Below are 16,552 nucleotides of genomic sequence, written 5' to 3' on the forward strand. Positions count from 1 at the left end.
CCCCTACAGCGACGCCAGCGTGTTCTCGACTCGATCCCAGTGGCTCCCTTTCCAGAAGCACTGGCTACAGACCGTACACTGCCAGACGCGCTCTTCGTCCGGGGGCGGCGCGTACTCGGGAGTGTCGTCCTCGACTCGTTCGAGACGACCGTTACACCGGCCGCACCGCTCCGGCACGTCCGTGAGCGCGAGGTCGACGCCCGCCGCGTCGAGTTCGCGCAACTGTTTCTCGACGGCCGTCTCGCGAAGCAGGAGGGAGTCGCCGGCGCGTTCCGCAAGCGTGACATCGCGAGTGACGAGCGTTCGCTCCTCCGCCCGGGCAAGCGCGAGTAACCGGTCGTCGCACTCGATACCGCGGTCGAGTGCGTAGGCCGTATCGTGTCCGCACATCCGGAGATAGGACCTGAGACCGCCACACATCACGTCGAGAGCGAGTCGCATAGTTGATCGGATCCGGCGTCGCGTCAGTCCAAGAACTCACGCAGACCGTCCGCATCGCGTGCGTTGAGCACGTCCCCAGGTTCGGCCCATCCGCGACGGGCGGTGTGGACGCCGTAGCGGACCAGGCCGAACTCGCCGGGACTGTGGGCGTCCGTGCTGACGGCGACAGTCGCGCCGGCGTCGACAGCCTGCTTGACCGCGGCGTCCCACAGATCGAGGCGCGCGGGGTTACTGTTCACTTCGAGCGCGACGCCGTTCTCCGCGGCCGCTTCGACGACGGCGGGCACGTCGAACTCGATGCCGCTTCTGCGGTTTATCATCCGTCCGCTGGGGTGCCCGATCACGTCGGCGGAGGGGTGTTCGATCGCGGCCACGAGCCGGTCCGTCGCGGCCGGTTTCGCCTGGTCGAGCGCGCTGTGGGGCGACGCGACGACGAGGTCTAGGTCCGCGAGTACGTCGTCCGCGACGCTGATCCGGCCGTCCGCGTCGATGTTCGCTTCGACGCCTGCTAGCACGTCTATCTCCGCGTCCGCCGCGACGTCCCGGATCTCGGCCATCTGCTCGCGCAGTTCCTCGTCTGAGAGGCCGACGCCACCGACCATCCCCGCACCGGTGGCGTGGTCGGTGACGCAGTGGTACTCGTAGCCGCGCGCGGCGGCCGCCTCGACCATCTCGTCGACGGTGTTTGCCCCGTCGGACCAGTTCGTGTGCGTGTGCAGGTCACCGCGAACGTCGCCGACGGTGACGAGGTCCGGGAGGTCACCTGCCGCCGCGGCCTCTATCTCGCCGCGGTCTTCGCGGAGTTCCGGCGGTATCCAAGGGAGGCCGAGCGACTCGTACATCCCCTCCTCCGTCTCGCCGGCGACGCGTTCGCCCGCTCGCTGGTCGGAGTCGTCCTCGGTCTGGGAGATATCGAACGCCCCGTACTCGTTGAGTTTCAGGCCGCGGTCGATCGCGTAGTTCCGCAGGCGGACGTTGTGTTCCTTGCTCCCGGTAAAATACTGGAGTGCGCTTCCGAACTCCGCCGGGTCGACGACACGGAGGTCGATCCGAACGCCCTCGGCGCGGACGCTCGCCTTGATCGACCCGGCCTCGATGACCTCGCTGGCGCGGGGCCAGTCGACGAACGCGTCGACCACGCGCTGGTCGTCCTCGCTTGCGACCAACACGTCCACGTCACCGATCGTTTCCTTCCAGCGCCGGATCGACCCGGCGACCTCGCACCGGCCGGTCGCCTCGTGGTCTCTGAGAAGTTCGAGCACCTCGTCGGCGAGCGGTCGCGCGTCGCCGACCCGCTGGCGCTCGGTCGCCGACCGGGCGAAGTCGATGCCGTTCAGGATGTTCTGTTCGGTCTTCTCGCCGAATCCGCTCACCTCGCGTATCTCGCCCTCGCTCGCCGCGCGTTCGAGGTCGTCGAGCGTCTGTACGCCAAGGGCCTCGTAGAGCGTTCCGACGGTTTTCGGCCCGACGCCCTCGACGCGCGTCAGTTCGTTCATCTCGACGGGGAGCTCGTCGCGTAGTTCGTCTAGTTCCTCGATGCTGCCCGTCTCCCCGTACTCGACGACCTTGTCGGCGAGGGCTTCGCCGACGCCCTCGATCTCCTGTACCGCGTCGGACCCCTTGGCGGCCAGTTCCGCGACGGGTCGCGGATGGTTACGGATGTTCTCCGCGCCTCGCCGGTAGGCCCGGGGCTTGTACTCCACGTCTCTGGCTTCGAGCAGGTCCGCCATCTCCTCGAAGCGGGCGGCTATCTCGTCGTTTCTCATAGGTTACTCCGTCGCATGTTGGGATCTTTCTGTCCTAACGCCTGCTTGAGGAAGTTCATCCAGCGTTTCCGGTCGGCCATCTCCTTCGTCTCCTCTTCCTGTTCGAGGTCGGTCGGCGAGAGGCTTTCGAGGGCGTTCAGCGCCCGGTCGATACCGATGATGCTCTCGACGAGTCGCTCTCCCTCTTCGTAGGATATCTCGTCGTCTTCGAGGCGCTGCTTTCGCTGGAGTCGCTCGCGCCGGAGGTTCTTCTTCGCGCGGTCGACACGCTCGCGCTCGCCCGCTGGGATCGTCTCGCGGCGTTTGATCTCGAAGACGAACTCGCGGAGGTCTATCTCCTCGCCCTGGACCGCGATGCGGTCCGGAATGTCCGCGCCGACGGTCGCTCCCTCGCGGTCGACCGTCGCGAGGAGCTGTTTGCGCTCGAACTCTTTCACACGTTGGCGTAGGGGCCGCGACCGGCAAAAACCTACGTTTCGGCCGTACCCAAACCCCTTTTGTCGGCCCGGACTAACCCCTCCACAATGGCGACGTGTGATCAGTGTGGTAAAGACGAAAATATGCCGTATAACTGCCGGCACTGCGGGGGGACGTACTGCGCCGACCACCGCCTGCCGGAGAATCACGGCTGTCCGGGCCTGAACGACTGGGGCGATCCGGACGGCGTCTTCGACAGCGGTTTCGACGACAGCGTGCAGGGCCAGAGCGGTGGCTCGAAAAGTATCACCGACCGGCTCGGTCTGAACACCGGTGTCGGCGGCCCGATGAGCTACTTCCGGGGCAACATGACGTTCGTCTTCCTGGGGCTGATGTGGATCATGTTCGCAGCCCAGAAGATCACGGAAGCGATGCTCGGACCGGCAGTCTGGATCCGGGGTACCGAAGAGTTCGAACTCTATCGGTCGATATTCACGCTCACCTCCCAACACCCCGAGTACGTCTGGACCTGGTTCACCTCGATCCTCTCTCACGGCGGCCTCTACCACATCGCGGTCAACAGCATCGTGATCTACTTCTTCGGCCAGCACGTGGAGCGCTACGTCGGGTCCCGGGATTTCACCCTGCTGTTCGTCGTGAGCGGCATCGCCGCCGGCATGGCACAGGTCGGACTCGGGATCGTACAGAACACGCCGACGGCGGTTCTCGGCGCGAGCGGTGCCGGCCTCGCCATCATGGGCGTGTTGACCATCCTGAACCCGGACATGCGCGTCTACCTCTACTTCCTTATCCCCGTCCCGATCTGGGTGATCACGGGCGGCTACGCGCTCATCAGCGTTCTCGGCATCGTCGGACCGAGCCTCGCCGGCGCGAACGTGGCGAACGCAGCGCACCTCGTCGGCTTGGCGATCGGCCTGACGTACGGCCAGCACGTCAAGGGCAAAGGTGTGACACAGCCGAGTCGGATGCGGTTCGGCGGCGGCGGGCCGGGGGGTCCGGGCGGTCCCGGCCGCGGCGGCGGTCGCGGCCCGTTCTGACCCACGATGACTCCAGTTCGCCCCGAGTTCGTCCCCGACGCATCGCTCTCCCGTGAGGAGATGGAAGCCCTCCAGCGCGACATCGCTGACGCCGCCGTCTTCGCGGACGACCTGCCGTTCGACCCGGCGACTATCACCGAGGGACCGCTGGCGACCGCCGGTCAGGAGCCGCCCGTCGTCGTCGGCGTCGACCAGGCGTTCCTCGACGAGCGCGCGGTCAGCGCCGTCGTCGCCCTCCGCGGCGGCGAGGTCATAGAGCGTGCGTACGCCGCGACGCCGCTCGAGATCCCGTACATCCCCGGTCTGCTCTCCTTCCGCGAAGGCCGGTCGATCCTCGCCGCCTTCGAGGAACTGTCCGTCACTCCCGACCTCGCGCTGTTCGACGGTAGCGGCCGGATCCACTTCCGGCAGGCCGGCCTCGCCACGCACATCGGGGTGACGCTCGACCTGCCGAGCGTCGGCGTCGCAAAGAGTCTGCTCTGTGGCACGCCGCGCGGACCAGTCGACGGCCTTCCGGAGGGGACCCGCGTCGCCGTCGAGGCCGACGGGAACGTCGATGCCCCCGACGGTACGGTCGTCGGCTACGCCGTCCAGTCCCGCCAGTACGAGTCCGGAAACGCGTCGATCAATCCGCTGTACGTCAGCCCGGGCCACCGGGTCAGCGCCGAAACGGCCGCCGACTTCGTCGAAGGGGTTGGCGGCGAGTACAAACTGCCGGAACCGACGCGACTGGCCGACAAGTACGCCGACGAGGTCAAAGACGAGGTTCGGTGAGCGGTCAGCGATGTGCCGCGTCGAAGGGGACGGAACGGGACCGGGAGCGGCCACGCGAACGGCACTGTCGCGAACAACCGGGCCGAGCGCCACAGAAACCGCCTAGTTTTACTGTTTTCCGATAGACACTCCGTCCATGGCAAGCGAGGACGTAGACGAGTCCGACGCGGTCGTCGACGAGTCCATCACGCGGGAGGAAACCGTGCTCATCACCGGTTGTTCGTCCGGAATCGGACGGGCAACGGCGAAGATCTTTCTGGACGAGGGTTGGCGAGTGTACGCCACGTCGCGAGACATCACGGACGTGACAGACCTGGCCGAGGCCGGGTGCCAGACGGCCGCCCTCGACGTGACCGACGACGACCAGATAGCGGCCGTCGTCGAGGAGATAATAGACGACTGGGGTCGCATCGACTGTCTGGTGAACAACGCCGGATACGCACAGATGGGGCCGGTCGAGGACGTCTCGGTCGAGGACGTTCACAGCCAGTTCGACGTGAACGTGTACGGCCCGCACCGGCTTGCCCGGCAGGTGCTCCCCCACATGCGAGAGCAGGGCGACGGCACCATCGTCAACCTCTCCAGCCTCGCCGGCCGCGTCTCGTACCCCGGAAACGGCGTCTACTGCGGGTCGAAGTTCGCACTGGAGGCGATGAGCGACGCGCTCCGAGCCGAGGTATCGTCGTTCGACGTCGACGTAGTGCTCGTCGAACCCGGTCCGGTCGAGACGAACTTCTCCAAACGCGTCGAGGACGAAGTGGACACGCTGGAGCGAACCAGCGCGTACGACTCCCTCTATCGGATCCTTGACGACACGGAGGCGATCGGCGGCGGCGGCCCGGCAGCGGTACCGCCGCGGCGCGTCGCGGAAGTGATCCTCAACGCCGCGAGTTCGACCGAACCGGCGGCGCGGTACCCCGTCGGGCCGTTCGCGAACTTCTTCGCGTACGCCGGCGTCTTGCCGGCCAAGTGGCGCGACGCCGCGTACCGCCTCGTTTCGAAACTGGCCGGAGTGCGGTCGTGAGCGGGGGCGGCGGCCGACCCGCGATCCGCGGACGCGACGGTCTGGCGACGACGGAGGCTCGTGACCTCGCTCTCGACTGCGTCGAGGCGGGAATCGAGGCGGGCCACCCCGCCACCGTCGTCAGCGACGCGGTTTCGCTGGACGGCGACGCGCTACGGGTCGCCGACGAAACGTACGACATCGGCGAGTACGACGAAGTGGTCGTTCTCGGCGGCGGCAACGCCGCTGCGCACGTCGCGGCGGCGCTCGAAACGACACTCGGCGACCGCATCGACCGCGGCGTCGTCGTGACGGACGACCCGACTGGGACCGAGTCCGTGACGGTCCGCGAGGGCGACCATCCCGTCCCGAGCGAACGCGGCGTGGAGGCCGCACGAGAAGTGCGTGCGCTGGCCGACGAGGCCGACGAAGAGACGTTCGTTCTGGTCGCCGTCACCGGCGGCGGCAGTGCGCTCCTGCCCGCGCCCGCCGAAGCCGTCTCGCTTGCTGACCTCCGGTCCGTCACCGACGCGTTGCTCGACAGCGGCGCGACGATCAGCGAGATAAACGCCGTCCGCAAGCACATCTCGAAGATCAAGGGCGGCCGGTTGGCCCGCCGCGCCGCCCCGGCGACTGTCGTGTCGCTGATCTTGAGCGACGTGGTCGGCGACGACCCGAGCGTCGTCGCGAGCGGCCCGACCTCGCCCGACGGATCCACGTTCGAGGAGGCGCTGTCCGTGCTGGCGCGTTACGACGTCGACGCTCCGACGGCGGTCACCTCCCGCCTGGAACGCGGAGCGGCGGGCGACACCGCCGAGACGCCCGGTCCTTCCGACCCGCTGTTCGCCCGCGTGACGAACCACGGTATCGCGGACGGGACGACGGTGCTCGACGCGGCCCGCGACGCCGCGAGAGAGCGCGGCTACGGGGCGCTCGTTCTCTCCTCCCGGGTCCGCGGCGAGGCCAGAGAGGCGGCAAAGACCCACGTCGCTATCGCGGAGGAGGCGCTGGCGACCGGCGATCCCGTCGAACCGCCGGCCGCGATCCTCTCTGGCGGCGAAACCACGGTGACGGTCCGGGGTGACGGCGAGGGCGGCCCGAACCAGGAGTTCGCCGTCAGCGCGGCGCTGGAACTCGACAGTGTCGCGACTGCCCAAAGCGAGAGCGGAATCGCTGTCGCCGCAGTCGACACCGACGGGAGCGACGGGGCGACGGATGCGGCCGGCGCGCTCGTCGACGAGGCAACGGTTGAGGACGCGGCGTCCGCGCGGGCGGCCCTCGCCGGGAACGACGCGTATCCGTATCTCGATGCCCGCAACGCGCTTCTCGTGACGGGGCCGACCGGGACGAACCTGAACGACCTGCGGGTGCTGGTCGTCGAGTAACTGGTCGTTCTACCGGCCCGGACTGCTAGTCCAGACAGGCCGCGACGATACGCAGCATCTCCTCTCCGCGAACTTCGTCCGCGAACAGCGGAACGCGCTTGATGTCGTGGCCGCGGAACACGTCCTGTGCCGAGGCGAGCGCGTCCTGTTGAACGTCCCAGCGGCGCTGGCAGAACTCGCAGGAGTCGAGGTCCGGCGAGACGAACTGCGCGGCGTCCACCTCGCTCGTCACGTCAGCGAGGTCCTCCATCACCTTGTTGACGACGACGGTACCGACGGGGATCTGGAACTCGTCTAACTGTGCCAGCAGGCGCTCGGACTCGAAGACGCTCATCTCCTCCGGAACCATCACGACGCGGAAATCGGTCTGCTCCGGGTCCCGAAGCGTCGCGCGCAGTCGTTCGATCCGCTCCGATAGCTTTCGGAGGTCGTCCACACCGTCCTCGACGTCTTCCTCCTCGACGCCGCCAGCGCCGAACATTCCCTTGACGCCGTCCATCATCCCGCCCAGGCGTTCGCGGAGCGAGAGCATCCGGCCGACCATCGTGTCCATCACCTCGGGCAGTTCGAGCAGTCGGAGCGTGTGGCCCGTCGGCGCGGTGTCGACCACGACGCGGTCGAAGCGCTCGTCGTCCAGATACTCGATAAGGGTCTGCATCGCCGCCGCCTCGTCCGCGCCGGGCATTGCGCCGCCCATCAGCGACTCCATCGGGCCGCCCTCTCCGCCCAGCATCTCGCCCAGTCCGCCGAGTGGCTGGTTCCCGTCGCCGCCGGCGAACGCCGCGGTCCCGTCCTCGATGGCGGTGTCGGGGTCTATCTCCGCGGCGTACAGCGGCACGTCGTCGCGGATCCGCGCCGGGCGAGACGGGACATCGGCCTCGTAGGTGTCCGAAAGCGAGTGCGCGGGGTCCGTCGAGACGACGAGCGTCGTCGTGCCGCCGCGAGCGCTCGCCAGCGCCGTCGACGCGGCCATCGTGGTCTTCCCGACGCCCCCCTTACCGCCGTACAGCACGTAGTCGGCGTCCGGGTCGAGCGTCCTGGCGGTCGCGTCCTCGCGTTCGCGGACGTCGCCGCCCTCCTCCTCGACGTCGTCGACGGGCTCCACGTCGATAGAACTCATACCGGGCGGTAGCCGTCGAACGCTTGTGTACTTCCCGGTTACTCGTCCAGGTCGGACTCCCGCTTTACCGTCGGCCCGCCGGACCCGGAGAGCGGGTTCTCGTCGTCGCTCTCTTCCAGCAACTGCTGGAACTGTTCGTCCAGGTCGTTCTCTGGCTCGTCCTCATCGACGCTCTCGGCCGCTGTCTCGTCGGTCCGAGCCTCCACGTCGTCGAGGCGGTTGCCCAGCGCGGACACTTCTGTGTCGAGTTCGAGCAGCGTCTTCTCCATGCGGTCGAGTTGCTCCGGGTCGATGGCGTCCGACTCGCCGCGTCCCGTTTCCGCGGCCGGTTCCAACTCGTCGAGTCGGTCGTCGAGCGCCGTAACCTCCTCCGCGACGCGCTCGACGGTCGGGGCCAGCGAGGCAACGCTCCGCTCGTCGTCCGCGTTGCCGACGCGGTCCTCGACCGCGACAACCCTCTCCTCGACGGTGGCGACGGTCTCTTCCAGTGCGGCGATCCGGTCGGTCAGGTCCCCGACGCGGTCCGCCGTCTCGTCTACGCGCCCGGACACGCCGTCAACGTCGCCAGAGAGGTCATCCACGGCGTCCGTCACCGTGTCGACGTCAGCTGAGAGTTCGTCCACGTCGCCGCTCACTTCGCCCACAGCATCTGTCACCTCGGCCACGTCGCCGGAGAGGTCGTCCACGCGACCGGAGACGGTGTCCATCCGCTCGGAAATCTCGCTCGCGGTGTCGGACACGCCGTCGACGCGTTCGGCGGTAGCGTCGACGCGTTCGGTCGTCTCGTCGACGGTGTCCGCGACCGCGTCGACCTCGTTCCGGACCGCCGCGGTTTCGTCGGCGACGGTTTCGCGCACGTCGTCTACCGCCCCGTCGAGCGTCGCCAGTCGGGTCTCCGCCTCCGCGACCGCGGATTCGACCTCTCCGAAGCGGTCGTCGAGCGCGGAGAGTTCGGCCTCGACGGCGGAGAGGCGGTCATCGAGCGCGTCATCGCCGGTGCCGTCGCTTTCGGATTCCCCGACGGCCGCGACCTCGTCGGCCAGTCCGTCGAGTCGGTCCTCTATCGCGGCGAGACGGTCTGCATCGGCCGTGTCGACGTCGGCAACTTCCTCGCTGACCTCGTCGACACGCGCGTTCAGGTCGTTAATACGCTCTCCCAGCGCAGTCGCGTCGGGCACTGACTCGGACAGCGACGCCAGTTCCGTCTCCACGTCGGCGACCCTGTCGGCGGTGTCGTCCGCGGTCGTCAGGCGCTCGTCGACATCGTCGAATCGGGCGTCCATCTCGCCGAGTCGCCCCTCGATCTCGTCGTACTGGCCTTCCATCTCGCCGAGCCGTCCGTCGATTTCGTCGAACCGCCTCTCCGCCTCGTCGAACCGCTGTTCAAATCCGTCGAAGCGCTCGCGTAACGCGTCGAATCCGTCGTCGACGTCGGCGAGGCGGTCGGACAGGTCGTCCATGCGTTCGACGTCCGCCGCCACGTCGTCGACCCGTGACATCTCGGCTTCGAGGTCGTCGATCCGGTCCGCCACGTCGTCGAAGTCCGCGGTGTTCGCCGATAGCTCGTCGACCGCCGACCGAACCGCGTCGAGCGATTCGTCGGTCTCGGCGGCGTCGGACGCGGCCGCCTCCGCGTCGGCGATGCGGGTTTCCAGTTCGTCGATCCGGTCGGCCTCAGCAACGTCTCCCAGTCGACCGTGCGTCCGGTACGCGAGGCCGAGACCGGCCAGGCCGACGAGGAGAACGAGCGCCAGAAGCGCCACTACGATCGGGTCAGGCATCGGATACAACCAGCGAGGTCGGGGGCTTAAGCGTTGTCACGGTGACGGCTTGGATGACAACTATTCCCAACCGGTGCGGCCCGGACTGGTAATATAAACGACGAGGTACGTGCCGGCCGCTCTTTCGTGTGATGGCTGAGACCGTCCACGCCGACGCACTTGCAGACACCGTCACCGAGTTCCTGAGCGCACTGGTCGACGGTACTGACCTGCTCCGGACCGCGGCCGAAACGTACGGCACCGACCCGGCGGCGTTCGACCGGGCGGTCGATCGCCTCTGTCGCCTGGAGTCGCGTTGCGACGAACTCGTGGCCGACATCAGGCGGTCCGTCACGGACGAGATGCCGCCGTCGTTCGCCCGACCCTACCTGTTCTCCGGTGGCCTCGTGGAGGTAGTCGTCGCGGCGGACCGCGTCGTCTCCACGGCCGAGACGGTCGCGAAGGAACTGTCGGCGATGCGGCCCGACCTCGACGACGCCGTCCTCGCGGGCCTCCGGCAGATGTCGTGGCACGCACACGACGCCACGCGGCACCTCGCCGCGGTGTTCGAGGGGTCCGTCTTCGACGACCCCGACGAGACGGAGTTCGAGAAAAACTCGGTCGCTGACGTTGAAGACACGCTCTCCGCCGTCCGGCGGTTGGAACGCGACTGCGACGCGACCAAGTACGATCTGATCCGGCGGGCGTTCGACGGCGGGACCACGGCCGAAGCGCTAGCGGTCCGCGAACTCGTCGTGACGATGGACGAGGTCGCTAACGCGGCCGAGGACGCCGCCGACGACCTGGCCTCTCTCCGCGCAAAGGCAGTCTAATCGGAGCGACCCTCTCAAAGGGCCGTTCGAACTGTGTACCGGTATTCGCCGACGCCGGGTCGGCGAACTCCCGAACTGCTTTCCAGCAGTTCCTCTCAGTCGAAGTACTCGGCGAGTCGCTCCGCGGCCGCCTCGACGTGCGGCGTGACCAGCGCGAAGCGGATCCACTCCTCGCGGCGCGTGCCGAACGTCTCGCCGGGCATCCCCGCCACGCCCGCCTCGTCTATCAGGCGCTTCACGTTGTCGACCGTCCCGGGGAAGCCGTCGAACCGAGCCATGACGTAGAACGCACCGTCCGGACGGGTGTAGTCGGCACCCGCCTCGTCGAGCGCCGCGGTGAACGTCCCTATCCGTCCTTCGAGCGTGCGGCGGTTCTCGGCGTAGTACTCCGCGGGAGTTTCCCGGAGCGCGTGGAGGACGGCGTACTGAGCGGGACGGCTCCCGGCGACGTTGACCAGCATGTGCCGTCCCTTGGCCCGGTCGACCATATCGTGCGGGAACACGGCGTAACCGACCCGGAACCCGGTGATCGCCATCGACTTCGAGAAGGCGTTAGTGACGATGCGGCGGTCGGAGTCGTAATCGAGCGCCGTGGTGAACTCGCCCGAGTAGTCGAAGTGGTCGTACACCTCGTCACTGATCAGCGTCGCGTCGACCGCCTCGGCGATGTCGACGAGTTCGCCCATCGTCTCGGCGTCGTAGACGCCCCCGGTCGGGTTGTTCGGCGAGTTGACCAGGATCAGCGCCGTCTCCTCGCCCGCCCGTTCGCGCACGGCTTCGGGGTCGAGAGTGCCGTCCTCGTCCGCCGGCACGTACGTCGCGTCCCCGCCGAGCATCGTCGTCTTGCCGGGGTAGTACGGGTACACCGGGTCCGTGAGCAGGACTTCGTCCCCGTCCGCGACTTCGAGCGCGGCGGCCATCGCGAGGTAGTTGGCCTCGCCCGCGCCGTTGGTGATGACCACCTGTTCCACGTCGACGTTCCGCCGGGCGGCGACCTCCTCTCGCAACTCCCGCAGGCCTTCGCTCGGCGGGTACTGGAACCGGTCGCCGCTCAGGTCGGCGTACTCGTGCAGGCCCTCGCGGAGCGCCGCGGGCGGCTCCCAGTCGGGATTCCCGCTCACCATGTCGATAACGTCGGCGGCCGCGGCATCGCCCGCGGCCGTCCACGTCCGGTCGCTCGCCTCCGCGTCCGCGGCGTACTGCATGATGTGGAAAAACAGCGGCGTTTCGTACTCCATAGCGATCATGCCACCTCCGACGGGTTCATAGTTCGATACAGGCCAAGAGGCGACAAACCGCTTGCGGAACCCCCCAGTAACGATCGCCGGAACGCACCTGAGAGACGATGGAAGTCGGTAGAATTTTTACGGTAAGCGAAACGATTATATGATATGGTATTTGATTCGATCGGCGACGCCGGCCACGAACAGGTGTCGTATTTCTCCGACCCTGAGACGGGATTACAGTGCATCATCGCCGTTCACGACACGACCCTGGGGCCGGGTCTCGGCGGGACACGGATCCTCGATTACGACACCGAGGAGGACGCGCTAACCGACGTACTGCGACTCTCGGAGGCGATGACCTACAAGGCTGCCGCCGCGGACCTCCCGCTGGGCGGCGCGAAAGCGGTGGTCATCGGCGACCCCGACGAGATAAAGACCGAGGACCTCCTCGAAGCGTACGGCCGGGCCGTCGACTGCATGGGCGGTCGCTACCTCACCTCCGTCGACGTCAACACGACGGTCGAGGACATGGACGTCGTCGCGCGAACGACGAACCACGTCGTCGGCGCGAGCGACGGTCTCGGCACCGCCTCGCCGATCACGGCACACGGCGTGTTCCACGGGATCCGTGCCTGCGCGGAACACGTCTACGGAACGGAGACGACGGCCGACCTCGACGTCGTGGTTCAGGGTCTCGGGAAAGTGGGCCGCTCGCTCGCCGAGGCGTTGCTCGAAGACGGCGCGTCGGTGACCGTCTCGGACATCGACAGCGAGAACGTCGAGGCGTTCGCGGACTCACACGACGTGGAGACGGTCGCATCCGACGCGGTGTACGAACAGTCGTGTGATATCTTCGCCCCCTGTGCGATCGGTGGCGTCGTCAACGACGAGACGATCCCGCAACTCGACTGCGACATCGTCGCCGGCGCTGCGAACAACGTCCTCGCCGAACGACGACACGCGAGCGACCTCCGGGATCTGGATATCCTGTACGCCCCTGACTACGTCATCAACGCGGGCGGGCTAATCACCGTGGCCAAGGACCACTTCGGCGGCACGCGCGAGGAAGCGTACGAGGAGGCGGCCGCTATCGGCGACCGTCTGTCGGAGATGATCGAACGGGCGGAGGCGCGCGAAACGACGGTGCTCGACGCCGCCGAGGAGTACGCCGAGGAACGGATCAACGCCGTCGAGACGACGACGCCGTCGCTTTCCGCCGAGTAACTGAGACACCGGGAACCCACGGTCTGGGGCCGTCCGTGGCATCTTTACCCTCCGCAGTCGACTGTCGGACCATGGGAAACGCACGGCCGGAGCGCGTCCGAGAGTACTACCGCTACGTCGACGACGAAGCGTACGAGGACCTATTCTCGCTGTTCGCGGACGACATCAGATACGACCGTCCCGGGAACGAACCGATCGAGGGGATGGAGGAGTTCCGACGGTTCTACCTCGACGAGCGAGCGCTGGAAAACGGGACCCACGACGTTCACGCTGTCGTTCCCGATGGCGATATAGTCGCCGTCCGCGGGCGGTTCGAGGGAGAACAGGGCGGGGACACCGTCGAATTCGGGTTCGCGGATTTCCATCGGTTCGACGGTCAGGGGACTATCGTCGAGCGATGGACGTACACCGACCGGGACACCGTTTAACTGCCCGCCCGCCGACCACTCACGCATGAGCGAGCAGTCGATCGAGCAACGCCTGGGCGACCGCCTGCGCGAGGCCGACCACACCGTCGCGACGGCGGAGTCGTGTACGGGCGGTCTCGTCGGCGCGGCGCTGACAGCCGTCCCCGGCGCAAGCGACTACTTCGAGGGCGGGATCATCGCGTACGCGTACGACGCGAAACGGCACTTGCTGGGCGTTTCACGCGAATCACTGGACGAACGCGGCGCGGTCAGCGGGCGGGTCGCCCGCGAGATGGCCCGCGGTGTCCGCGATAAGACCGATACGACCTGGGGCCTCTCGACGACCGGCGTCGCCGGCCCGACCGGCGGAACCGAGGAAACTCCCGTCGGGACGGTGTACGTCGGCGTCGCCTACGCGGGTGAGTGGGGGACGGAAACCTCGTACGCCACCGCGACGCGCCACCGGTTCGACGGCGACCGCGCGGCGGTCCGCGAGTCGACCGTCGAGCAAACGCTCGCGGACCTGTCCGCGGAACTCGACGGAGCGGGCGGCAGATCCGTCGAGTAAGGGAAACGTTTGTACCCGTCCGGTCGTGACTCTCCGGGTACCGTCATGAACAAGCGAGGACACGTACTGAACGCGATACTTCTCAGCATCGGTCTCGGCTACCTGCTCGAACCGGTCGGCGACGAGCGGACGTTTATCACTATCGTCGAGGTCGGCATCCCGGTCGTACTCGGTGCGCTCTTCCCCGACGTCGACACGGCGTTCGGAAAACACCGCAAGACACTGCACAACCTCCCGGTGCTCGGCGGGTTCGTCGCCTTTCCGTACTTCTTCGGAAATCTGGAGTTCGTCTGGATCGGCATCCTCACGCACTACGTGTTAGACCTCGCAGGCAGCAAGCGCGGCATCGCCTTCTTCTATCCGTACACGAAGGAGTACGGCCTCCCGACGGGCGTCGCCGTCAGCAGCGACCACGCGGAGATAGCGACGGTGATCGTGACAGGCGTCGAACTCGTCGCTGCCGGGCTGATACTGTATCGCGTCCCCCAGGCCGGGTTAGAGCTGGGGCGACAGATAATCGGGATCTGAGAAACGGCGGCTGCGACCGTCGCGAACGGCGCTCTATCCGATGTACCGGAGGTCCTCGTCGGTCGGGACGTCCATCGACTGCTGTTGTTCCATCTCCTGGATCTTGCTGATGACTTCCTCCATCTCGTCGGCACGCTCCTCTAACGTTTCGTAGTCGAGTTCGAATCCGAGGAGCTCTTCGAGCGTTTCGAGGACGGCCCGGGCGCTCTTCGGGTCGACGAGGTAGCCGCTCGTCTCGCCCATCAGGCAGGCGGCGTCGAACTCGCGGCGACGGCCCAGTCCGAGCAGCAGGCCGGAAACGCCGACGATACCGCCGGCGGGTTCGTCCTCTCGGAACTCGACACCGACCCCTTCGAGGTCGTCTTTCAGGTCCTCGTTGGCTGCCGCGCCGAGGACGTCGTACTCCTCGATGAGTTCGCCGGTCGGGACGCCGCCGAGCGCGAACAGTTCGGAGACGCCGAACTCGTCGGCGATGTCGAGAAACGCCGACGACAGCCGATAGTGACCGATGTTGTCCTGCGCCTGGTGGTCGCCGGTGAGTACGAGAAGGTCCCGGCCCCCGATATCGCCGTCACCATCGTCCGCCTGCGTCTCCGACGCGTTCCCGACTTCGATGGCGTGGAACTCGGCGCAGGTCAGTTCGGCGATGCCCGCCTCGTCGATGTCGACTTGCGGTGGGAAATGTTCGGAGTACACCTGCCTGACGAGCGTGCTATCGAGCTCTTCGAGAAGATGCTCGGCGGCGAGTTTGCCGACGTGCCCGACGCCGGGCAGCCCTTCGACGAGTACGGGGTCCGATAGTTCGACCTCGTCGACCGTCTCGATATCGAGTTCGTCCATACGGCTTACTCGCGGGCGCGCCGCTTAAGAGCGCGTCGGTACTCGCCGTACCGGTCTTCGGGACTGAACGGCGCTGGCGCGGAGTTCACCGCGTCTGCTCCGCAGTCGGGACAGGTTTCGGAGAGCGTGTACACCGGGCGGTCGTGTTCGGTCTCCCAGGTCGAACACACCCGGATGTCGGACCTCATTCGTCGTCGGAGCGACGCTCGCGGTGGAAGCTACCCGTGCCGCCGAACTCGGACACTCTGTCGGCGGCGCGCTGTGCGCTCGCCTCTAGCTGGTCCTCGGCCGTGTTGTAGTTCGGGGCCTGAACGCGGATGCGGTACTCCGGCGCGCCGACGTAGGTGACTTCGAGGTCGACCTCGTCGGGGACCTCTCCGTTCCCTTCGGCGGCCTGGAGACTCTCCTTGATGGCGTCAACGCCGTCGCCGTCGGGACACTCGAGGTCGACGTACCCCGTCACCTTGACGTAGGGGACGGAGACGTTCTCCCGCGCCGTCTCGACTATCGCGTCCAGTTCGTCGTCGCTGAGGTCGGTCTCTTCGAGCGCCTCCTCGCCGTGGATGGCGGCCTGCTCGAAGCCCTGATAGAGGCTGCCGTGAGCCGCGAGCAGTTCGTTGGCGATAGCGCCGTACGTCTCGTCGTCGATGTCCTCGCCGAAGGCCAGTTCCATCCAGTTGTCGGCCTTCTGCTCGTTTTTCCACTCCTGTATCTTGTCGGAGTGCTGGTGGTCGTTGACGTCTTTCAGGGACAGGTCGATCTGCTGGGATTCCGTGTCGACGTCAAGCACTTTGCAGACGACGGTCTGGCCCTCTCGGACGTGGTCGCGGACGTTCTTGATCCACCCGCTTGCGACTTCGCTGATGTGGATGAGACCGCGCTTGTCCTCGTACTCCTCGAGGTCGACGAAGACGCCGAAGTCTTCTATCTCGTCTATCTTGCCGACGACGAGCTCCCCGTTTTCGGGCCAGCCGCTGAACTTCATCGTGCTTCGACCGCCTCGTCAGCGTCCGACTTGCTGCTCGACTCGCGGTGCTCGACGGTGTCGACGACCTCGCCCTCGTAGTCGGCCTTCCCGCCGGTCGGCCGTGCGAGCGTGTGACCGCAGACGGCACACGACACTTCGGTCGAGGCCTTCTCGAAGACGGTCTGTTCGTTCTCGCAGTCCGGGCATCGTACGGTGTGGAAGCTTCCTGGCATGG

19 protein-coding genes are annotated in these 16,552 nt (G+C 67.0%); 9 read left to right on the forward strand and 10 right to left on the reverse strand.

The features are described 5' to 3' along the window. Nucleotides 1-3 precede the first annotated feature (3 nt). Genes SM753_RS13610 through SM753_RS13620 form a run of 3 tightly spaced genes read right to left on the reverse strand, consistent with a single transcriptional unit; the run spans nt 4 to nt 2,644 of the window. Nucleotides 4-441, reverse strand: a complete 438-nt coding sequence (locus tag SM753_RS13610; RefSeq protein ID WP_323191999.1) for a Mut7-C RNAse domain-containing protein — start codon at nt 439-441, stop codon at nt 4-6. 23 nt (nt 442-464) lie between these two features. Beyond that, nucleotides 465-2,207: a DNA polymerase/3'-5' exonuclease PolX gene (polX, locus tag SM753_RS13615; RefSeq protein WP_323192000.1), complete on the reverse strand. Its 1,743-nt coding sequence runs from the start codon at nt 2,205-2,207 to the stop codon at nt 465-467. Beyond that, nucleotides 2,204-2,644 (reverse strand): DUF5788 family protein, encoded by a 441-nt coding sequence (locus SM753_RS13620; protein WP_323192001.1) that lies wholly within the window; start codon nt 2,642-2,644, stop codon nt 2,204-2,206. Before SM753_RS13620 ends, polX begins: the two co-directional genes overlap by 4 nt. A gap of 87 nt (nt 2,645-2,731) precedes the next feature. Between SM753_RS13620 and SM753_RS13625 the strand changes: the two genes are divergently transcribed. From SM753_RS13625 to SM753_RS13640, 4 genes are all read left to right on the forward strand, one after another. Continuing rightward, complete coding sequence (locus SM753_RS13625) at nt 2,732-3,682, forward strand: rhomboid family intramembrane serine protease (RefSeq protein ID WP_323192002.1); 951 nt, start codon at nt 2,732-2,734, stop codon at nt 3,680-3,682. A gap of 6 nt (nt 3,683-3,688) precedes the next feature. Next, nucleotides 3,689-4,456, forward strand: a complete 768-nt coding sequence (locus tag SM753_RS13630; protein WP_138797039.1) for an endonuclease V — start codon at nt 3,689-3,691, stop codon at nt 4,454-4,456. Between the two features lie 136 nt (nt 4,457-4,592). Next, nucleotides 4,593-5,480: an SDR family oxidoreductase gene (locus SM753_RS13635; RefSeq protein ID WP_323192003.1), complete on the forward strand. Its 888-nt coding sequence runs from the start codon at nt 4,593-4,595 to the stop codon at nt 5,478-5,480. Beyond that, nucleotides 5,477-6,844: a DUF4147 domain-containing protein gene (locus SM753_RS13640; RefSeq protein ID WP_323192004.1), complete on the forward strand. Its 1,368-nt coding sequence runs from the start codon at nt 5,477-5,479 to the stop codon at nt 6,842-6,844. Before SM753_RS13635 ends, SM753_RS13640 begins: the two co-directional genes overlap by 4 nt. A 25-nt stretch (nt 6,845-6,869) precedes the next feature. Here the strand turns inward: SM753_RS13640 and SM753_RS13645 are convergent, their stop codons facing one another. Both SM753_RS13645 and SM753_RS13650 read right to left on the reverse strand, forming a co-directional pair. Then, nucleotides 6,870-7,964: a TRC40/GET3/ArsA family transport-energizing ATPase gene (locus tag SM753_RS13645; RefSeq protein ID WP_323192005.1), complete on the reverse strand. Its 1,095-nt coding sequence runs from the start codon at nt 7,962-7,964 to the stop codon at nt 6,870-6,872. Between the two features lie 38 nt (nt 7,965-8,002). Further along, nucleotides 8,003-9,745, reverse strand: a complete 1,743-nt coding sequence (locus SM753_RS13650) for a septation ring formation regulator EzrA (protein WP_323192006.1) — start codon at nt 9,743-9,745, stop codon at nt 8,003-8,005. A gap of 131 nt (nt 9,746-9,876) precedes the next feature. Here SM753_RS13650 and SM753_RS13655 point away from each other — a divergent pair, with 131 nt between their 5' ends. Next, nucleotides 9,877-10,557, forward strand: a complete 681-nt coding sequence (locus SM753_RS13655; RefSeq protein WP_323192007.1) for a DUF47 family protein — start codon at nt 9,877-9,879, stop codon at nt 10,555-10,557. Between the two features lie 95 nt (nt 10,558-10,652). Here the strand turns inward: SM753_RS13655 and SM753_RS13660 are convergent, their stop codons facing one another. Then, entirely contained in the window at nt 10,653-11,795 is a 1,143-nt protein-coding gene (locus SM753_RS13660; RefSeq protein WP_323192008.1) for a pyridoxal phosphate-dependent aminotransferase, read from the reverse strand. A gap of 153 nt (nt 11,796-11,948) precedes the next feature. On the opposite strand from SM753_RS13660, the gene SM753_RS13665 reads away from it, so the two are divergent. From SM753_RS13665 to SM753_RS13680, 4 genes are all read left to right on the forward strand, one after another. Then, nucleotides 11,949-13,007, forward strand: coding sequence for a Glu/Leu/Phe/Val dehydrogenase dimerization domain-containing protein (locus SM753_RS13665; protein WP_323192009.1), 1,059 nt, complete (start codon nt 11,949-11,951; stop codon nt 13,005-13,007). 71 nt (nt 13,008-13,078) lie between these two features. Next, nucleotides 13,079-13,435 carry a nuclear transport factor 2 family protein gene (locus SM753_RS13670; RefSeq protein WP_135533333.1) on the forward strand — a complete coding sequence of 119 codons (357 nt, stop codon included), beginning with the start codon at nt 13,079-13,081 and terminating at the stop codon, nt 13,433-13,435. A gap of 25 nt (nt 13,436-13,460) precedes the next feature. After that, nucleotides 13,461-13,982, forward strand: coding sequence for a CinA family protein (locus tag SM753_RS13675; RefSeq protein ID WP_323192010.1), 522 nt, complete (start codon nt 13,461-13,463; stop codon nt 13,980-13,982). A 45-nt stretch (nt 13,983-14,027) separates the two neighbouring features. Beyond that, on the forward strand, nt 14,028-14,510 hold the full coding sequence (locus SM753_RS13680) for a metal-dependent hydrolase (RefSeq protein WP_323192011.1): 483 nt from the start codon (nt 14,028-14,030) through the stop codon (nt 14,508-14,510). Between the two features lie 33 nt (nt 14,511-14,543). Here SM753_RS13680 and SM753_RS13685 read toward each other — a convergent pair whose 3' ends face one another. From SM753_RS13685 to SM753_RS13700, 4 genes are read right to left on the reverse strand one after another with little or no spacing between them, the layout of a single operon-like run. After that, on the reverse strand, nt 14,544-15,350 hold the full coding sequence (locus SM753_RS13685; RefSeq protein WP_135533330.1) for a proteasome assembly chaperone family protein: 807 nt from the start codon (nt 15,348-15,350) through the stop codon (nt 14,544-14,546). A gap of 5 nt (nt 15,351-15,355) precedes the next feature. Beyond that, on the reverse strand, nt 15,356-15,538 hold the full coding sequence (locus SM753_RS13690; RefSeq protein ID WP_135533329.1) for an RNA-protein complex protein Nop10: 183 nt from the start codon (nt 15,536-15,538) through the stop codon (nt 15,356-15,358). Beyond that, nucleotides 15,535-16,335 carry a translation initiation factor IF-2 subunit alpha gene (locus SM753_RS13695; protein ID WP_135533328.1) on the reverse strand — a complete coding sequence of 267 codons (801 nt, stop codon included), beginning with the start codon at nt 16,333-16,335 and terminating at the stop codon, nt 15,535-15,537. The genes SM753_RS13690 and SM753_RS13695 overlap by 4 nt, the downstream gene beginning before the upstream one ends. Next, nucleotides 16,332-16,550 (reverse strand): 30S ribosomal protein S27e, encoded by a 219-nt coding sequence (locus SM753_RS13700; protein ID WP_138797047.1) that lies wholly within the window; start codon nt 16,548-16,550, stop codon nt 16,332-16,334. The genes SM753_RS13695 and SM753_RS13700 overlap by 4 nt, the downstream gene beginning before the upstream one ends. Between the last annotated feature and the right edge of the window lie 2 nt (nt 16,551-16,552).

The organism is Halostella sp. PRR32 (assembly GCF_034808085.1).
GTDB classification, from domain to species: Archaea; Halobacteriota; Halobacteria; order Halobacteriales; family Natronoarchaeaceae; genus Halostella; species Halostella pelagica.

Bases quoted from the DNA above. Each gene is read 5' to 3' on its own strand.
- SM753_RS13610 (WP_323191999.1), bottom strand. From the start codon at position 441: ATGCGACTCGCTCTCGACGTGATGTGTGGCGGTCTCAGGTCCTATCTC.
- polX (WP_323192000.1), bottom strand. From the start codon at position 2,207: ATGAGAAACGACGAGATAGCCGCCCGCTTCGAGGAGATGGCGGACCTG.
- SM753_RS13625 (WP_323192002.1), top strand. From the start codon at position 2,732: ATGGCGACGTGTGATCAGTGTGGTAAAGACGAAAATATGCCGTATAAC.
- SM753_RS13630 (WP_138797039.1), top strand. From the start codon at position 3,689: ATGACTCCAGTTCGCCCCGAGTTCGTCCCCGACGCATCGCTCTCCCGT.
- SM753_RS13635 (WP_323192003.1), top strand. From the start codon at position 4,593: ATGGCAAGCGAGGACGTAGACGAGTCCGACGCGGTCGTCGACGAGTCC.
- SM753_RS13645 (WP_323192005.1), bottom strand. From the start codon at position 7,964: ATGAGTTCTATCGACGTGGAGCCCGTCGACGACGTCGAGGAGGAGGGC.
- SM753_RS13650 (WP_323192006.1), bottom strand. From the start codon at position 9,745: ATGCCTGACCCGATCGTAGTGGCGCTTCTGGCGCTCGTTCTCCTCGTC.
- SM753_RS13655 (WP_323192007.1), top strand. From the start codon at position 9,877: ATGGCTGAGACCGTCCACGCCGACGCACTTGCAGACACCGTCACCGAG.
- SM753_RS13660 (WP_323192008.1), bottom strand. From the start codon at position 11,795: ATGGAGTACGAAACGCCGCTGTTTTTCCACATCATGCAGTACGCCGCG.
- SM753_RS13665 (WP_323192009.1), top strand. From the start codon at position 11,949: ATGGTATTTGATTCGATCGGCGACGCCGGCCACGAACAGGTGTCGTAT.
- SM753_RS13670 (WP_135533333.1), top strand. From the start codon at position 13,079: ATGGGAAACGCACGGCCGGAGCGCGTCCGAGAGTACTACCGCTACGTC.
- SM753_RS13675 (WP_323192010.1), top strand. From the start codon at position 13,461: ATGAGCGAGCAGTCGATCGAGCAACGCCTGGGCGACCGCCTGCGCGAG.
- SM753_RS13680 (WP_323192011.1), top strand. From the start codon at position 14,028: ATGAACAAGCGAGGACACGTACTGAACGCGATACTTCTCAGCATCGGT.
- SM753_RS13685 (WP_135533330.1), bottom strand. From the start codon at position 15,350: ATGGACGAACTCGATATCGAGACGGTCGACGAGGTCGAACTATCGGAC.
- SM753_RS13690 (WP_135533329.1), bottom strand. From the start codon at position 15,538: ATGAGGTCCGACATCCGGGTGTGTTCGACCTGGGAGACCGAACACGAC.
- SM753_RS13695 (WP_135533328.1), bottom strand. From the start codon at position 16,335: ATGAAGTTCAGCGGCTGGCCCGAAAACGGGGAGCTCGTCGTCGGCAAG.
- SM753_RS13700 (WP_138797047.1), bottom strand. From the start codon at position 16,550: ATGCCAGGAAGCTTCCACACCGTACGATGCCCGGACTGCGAGAACGAA.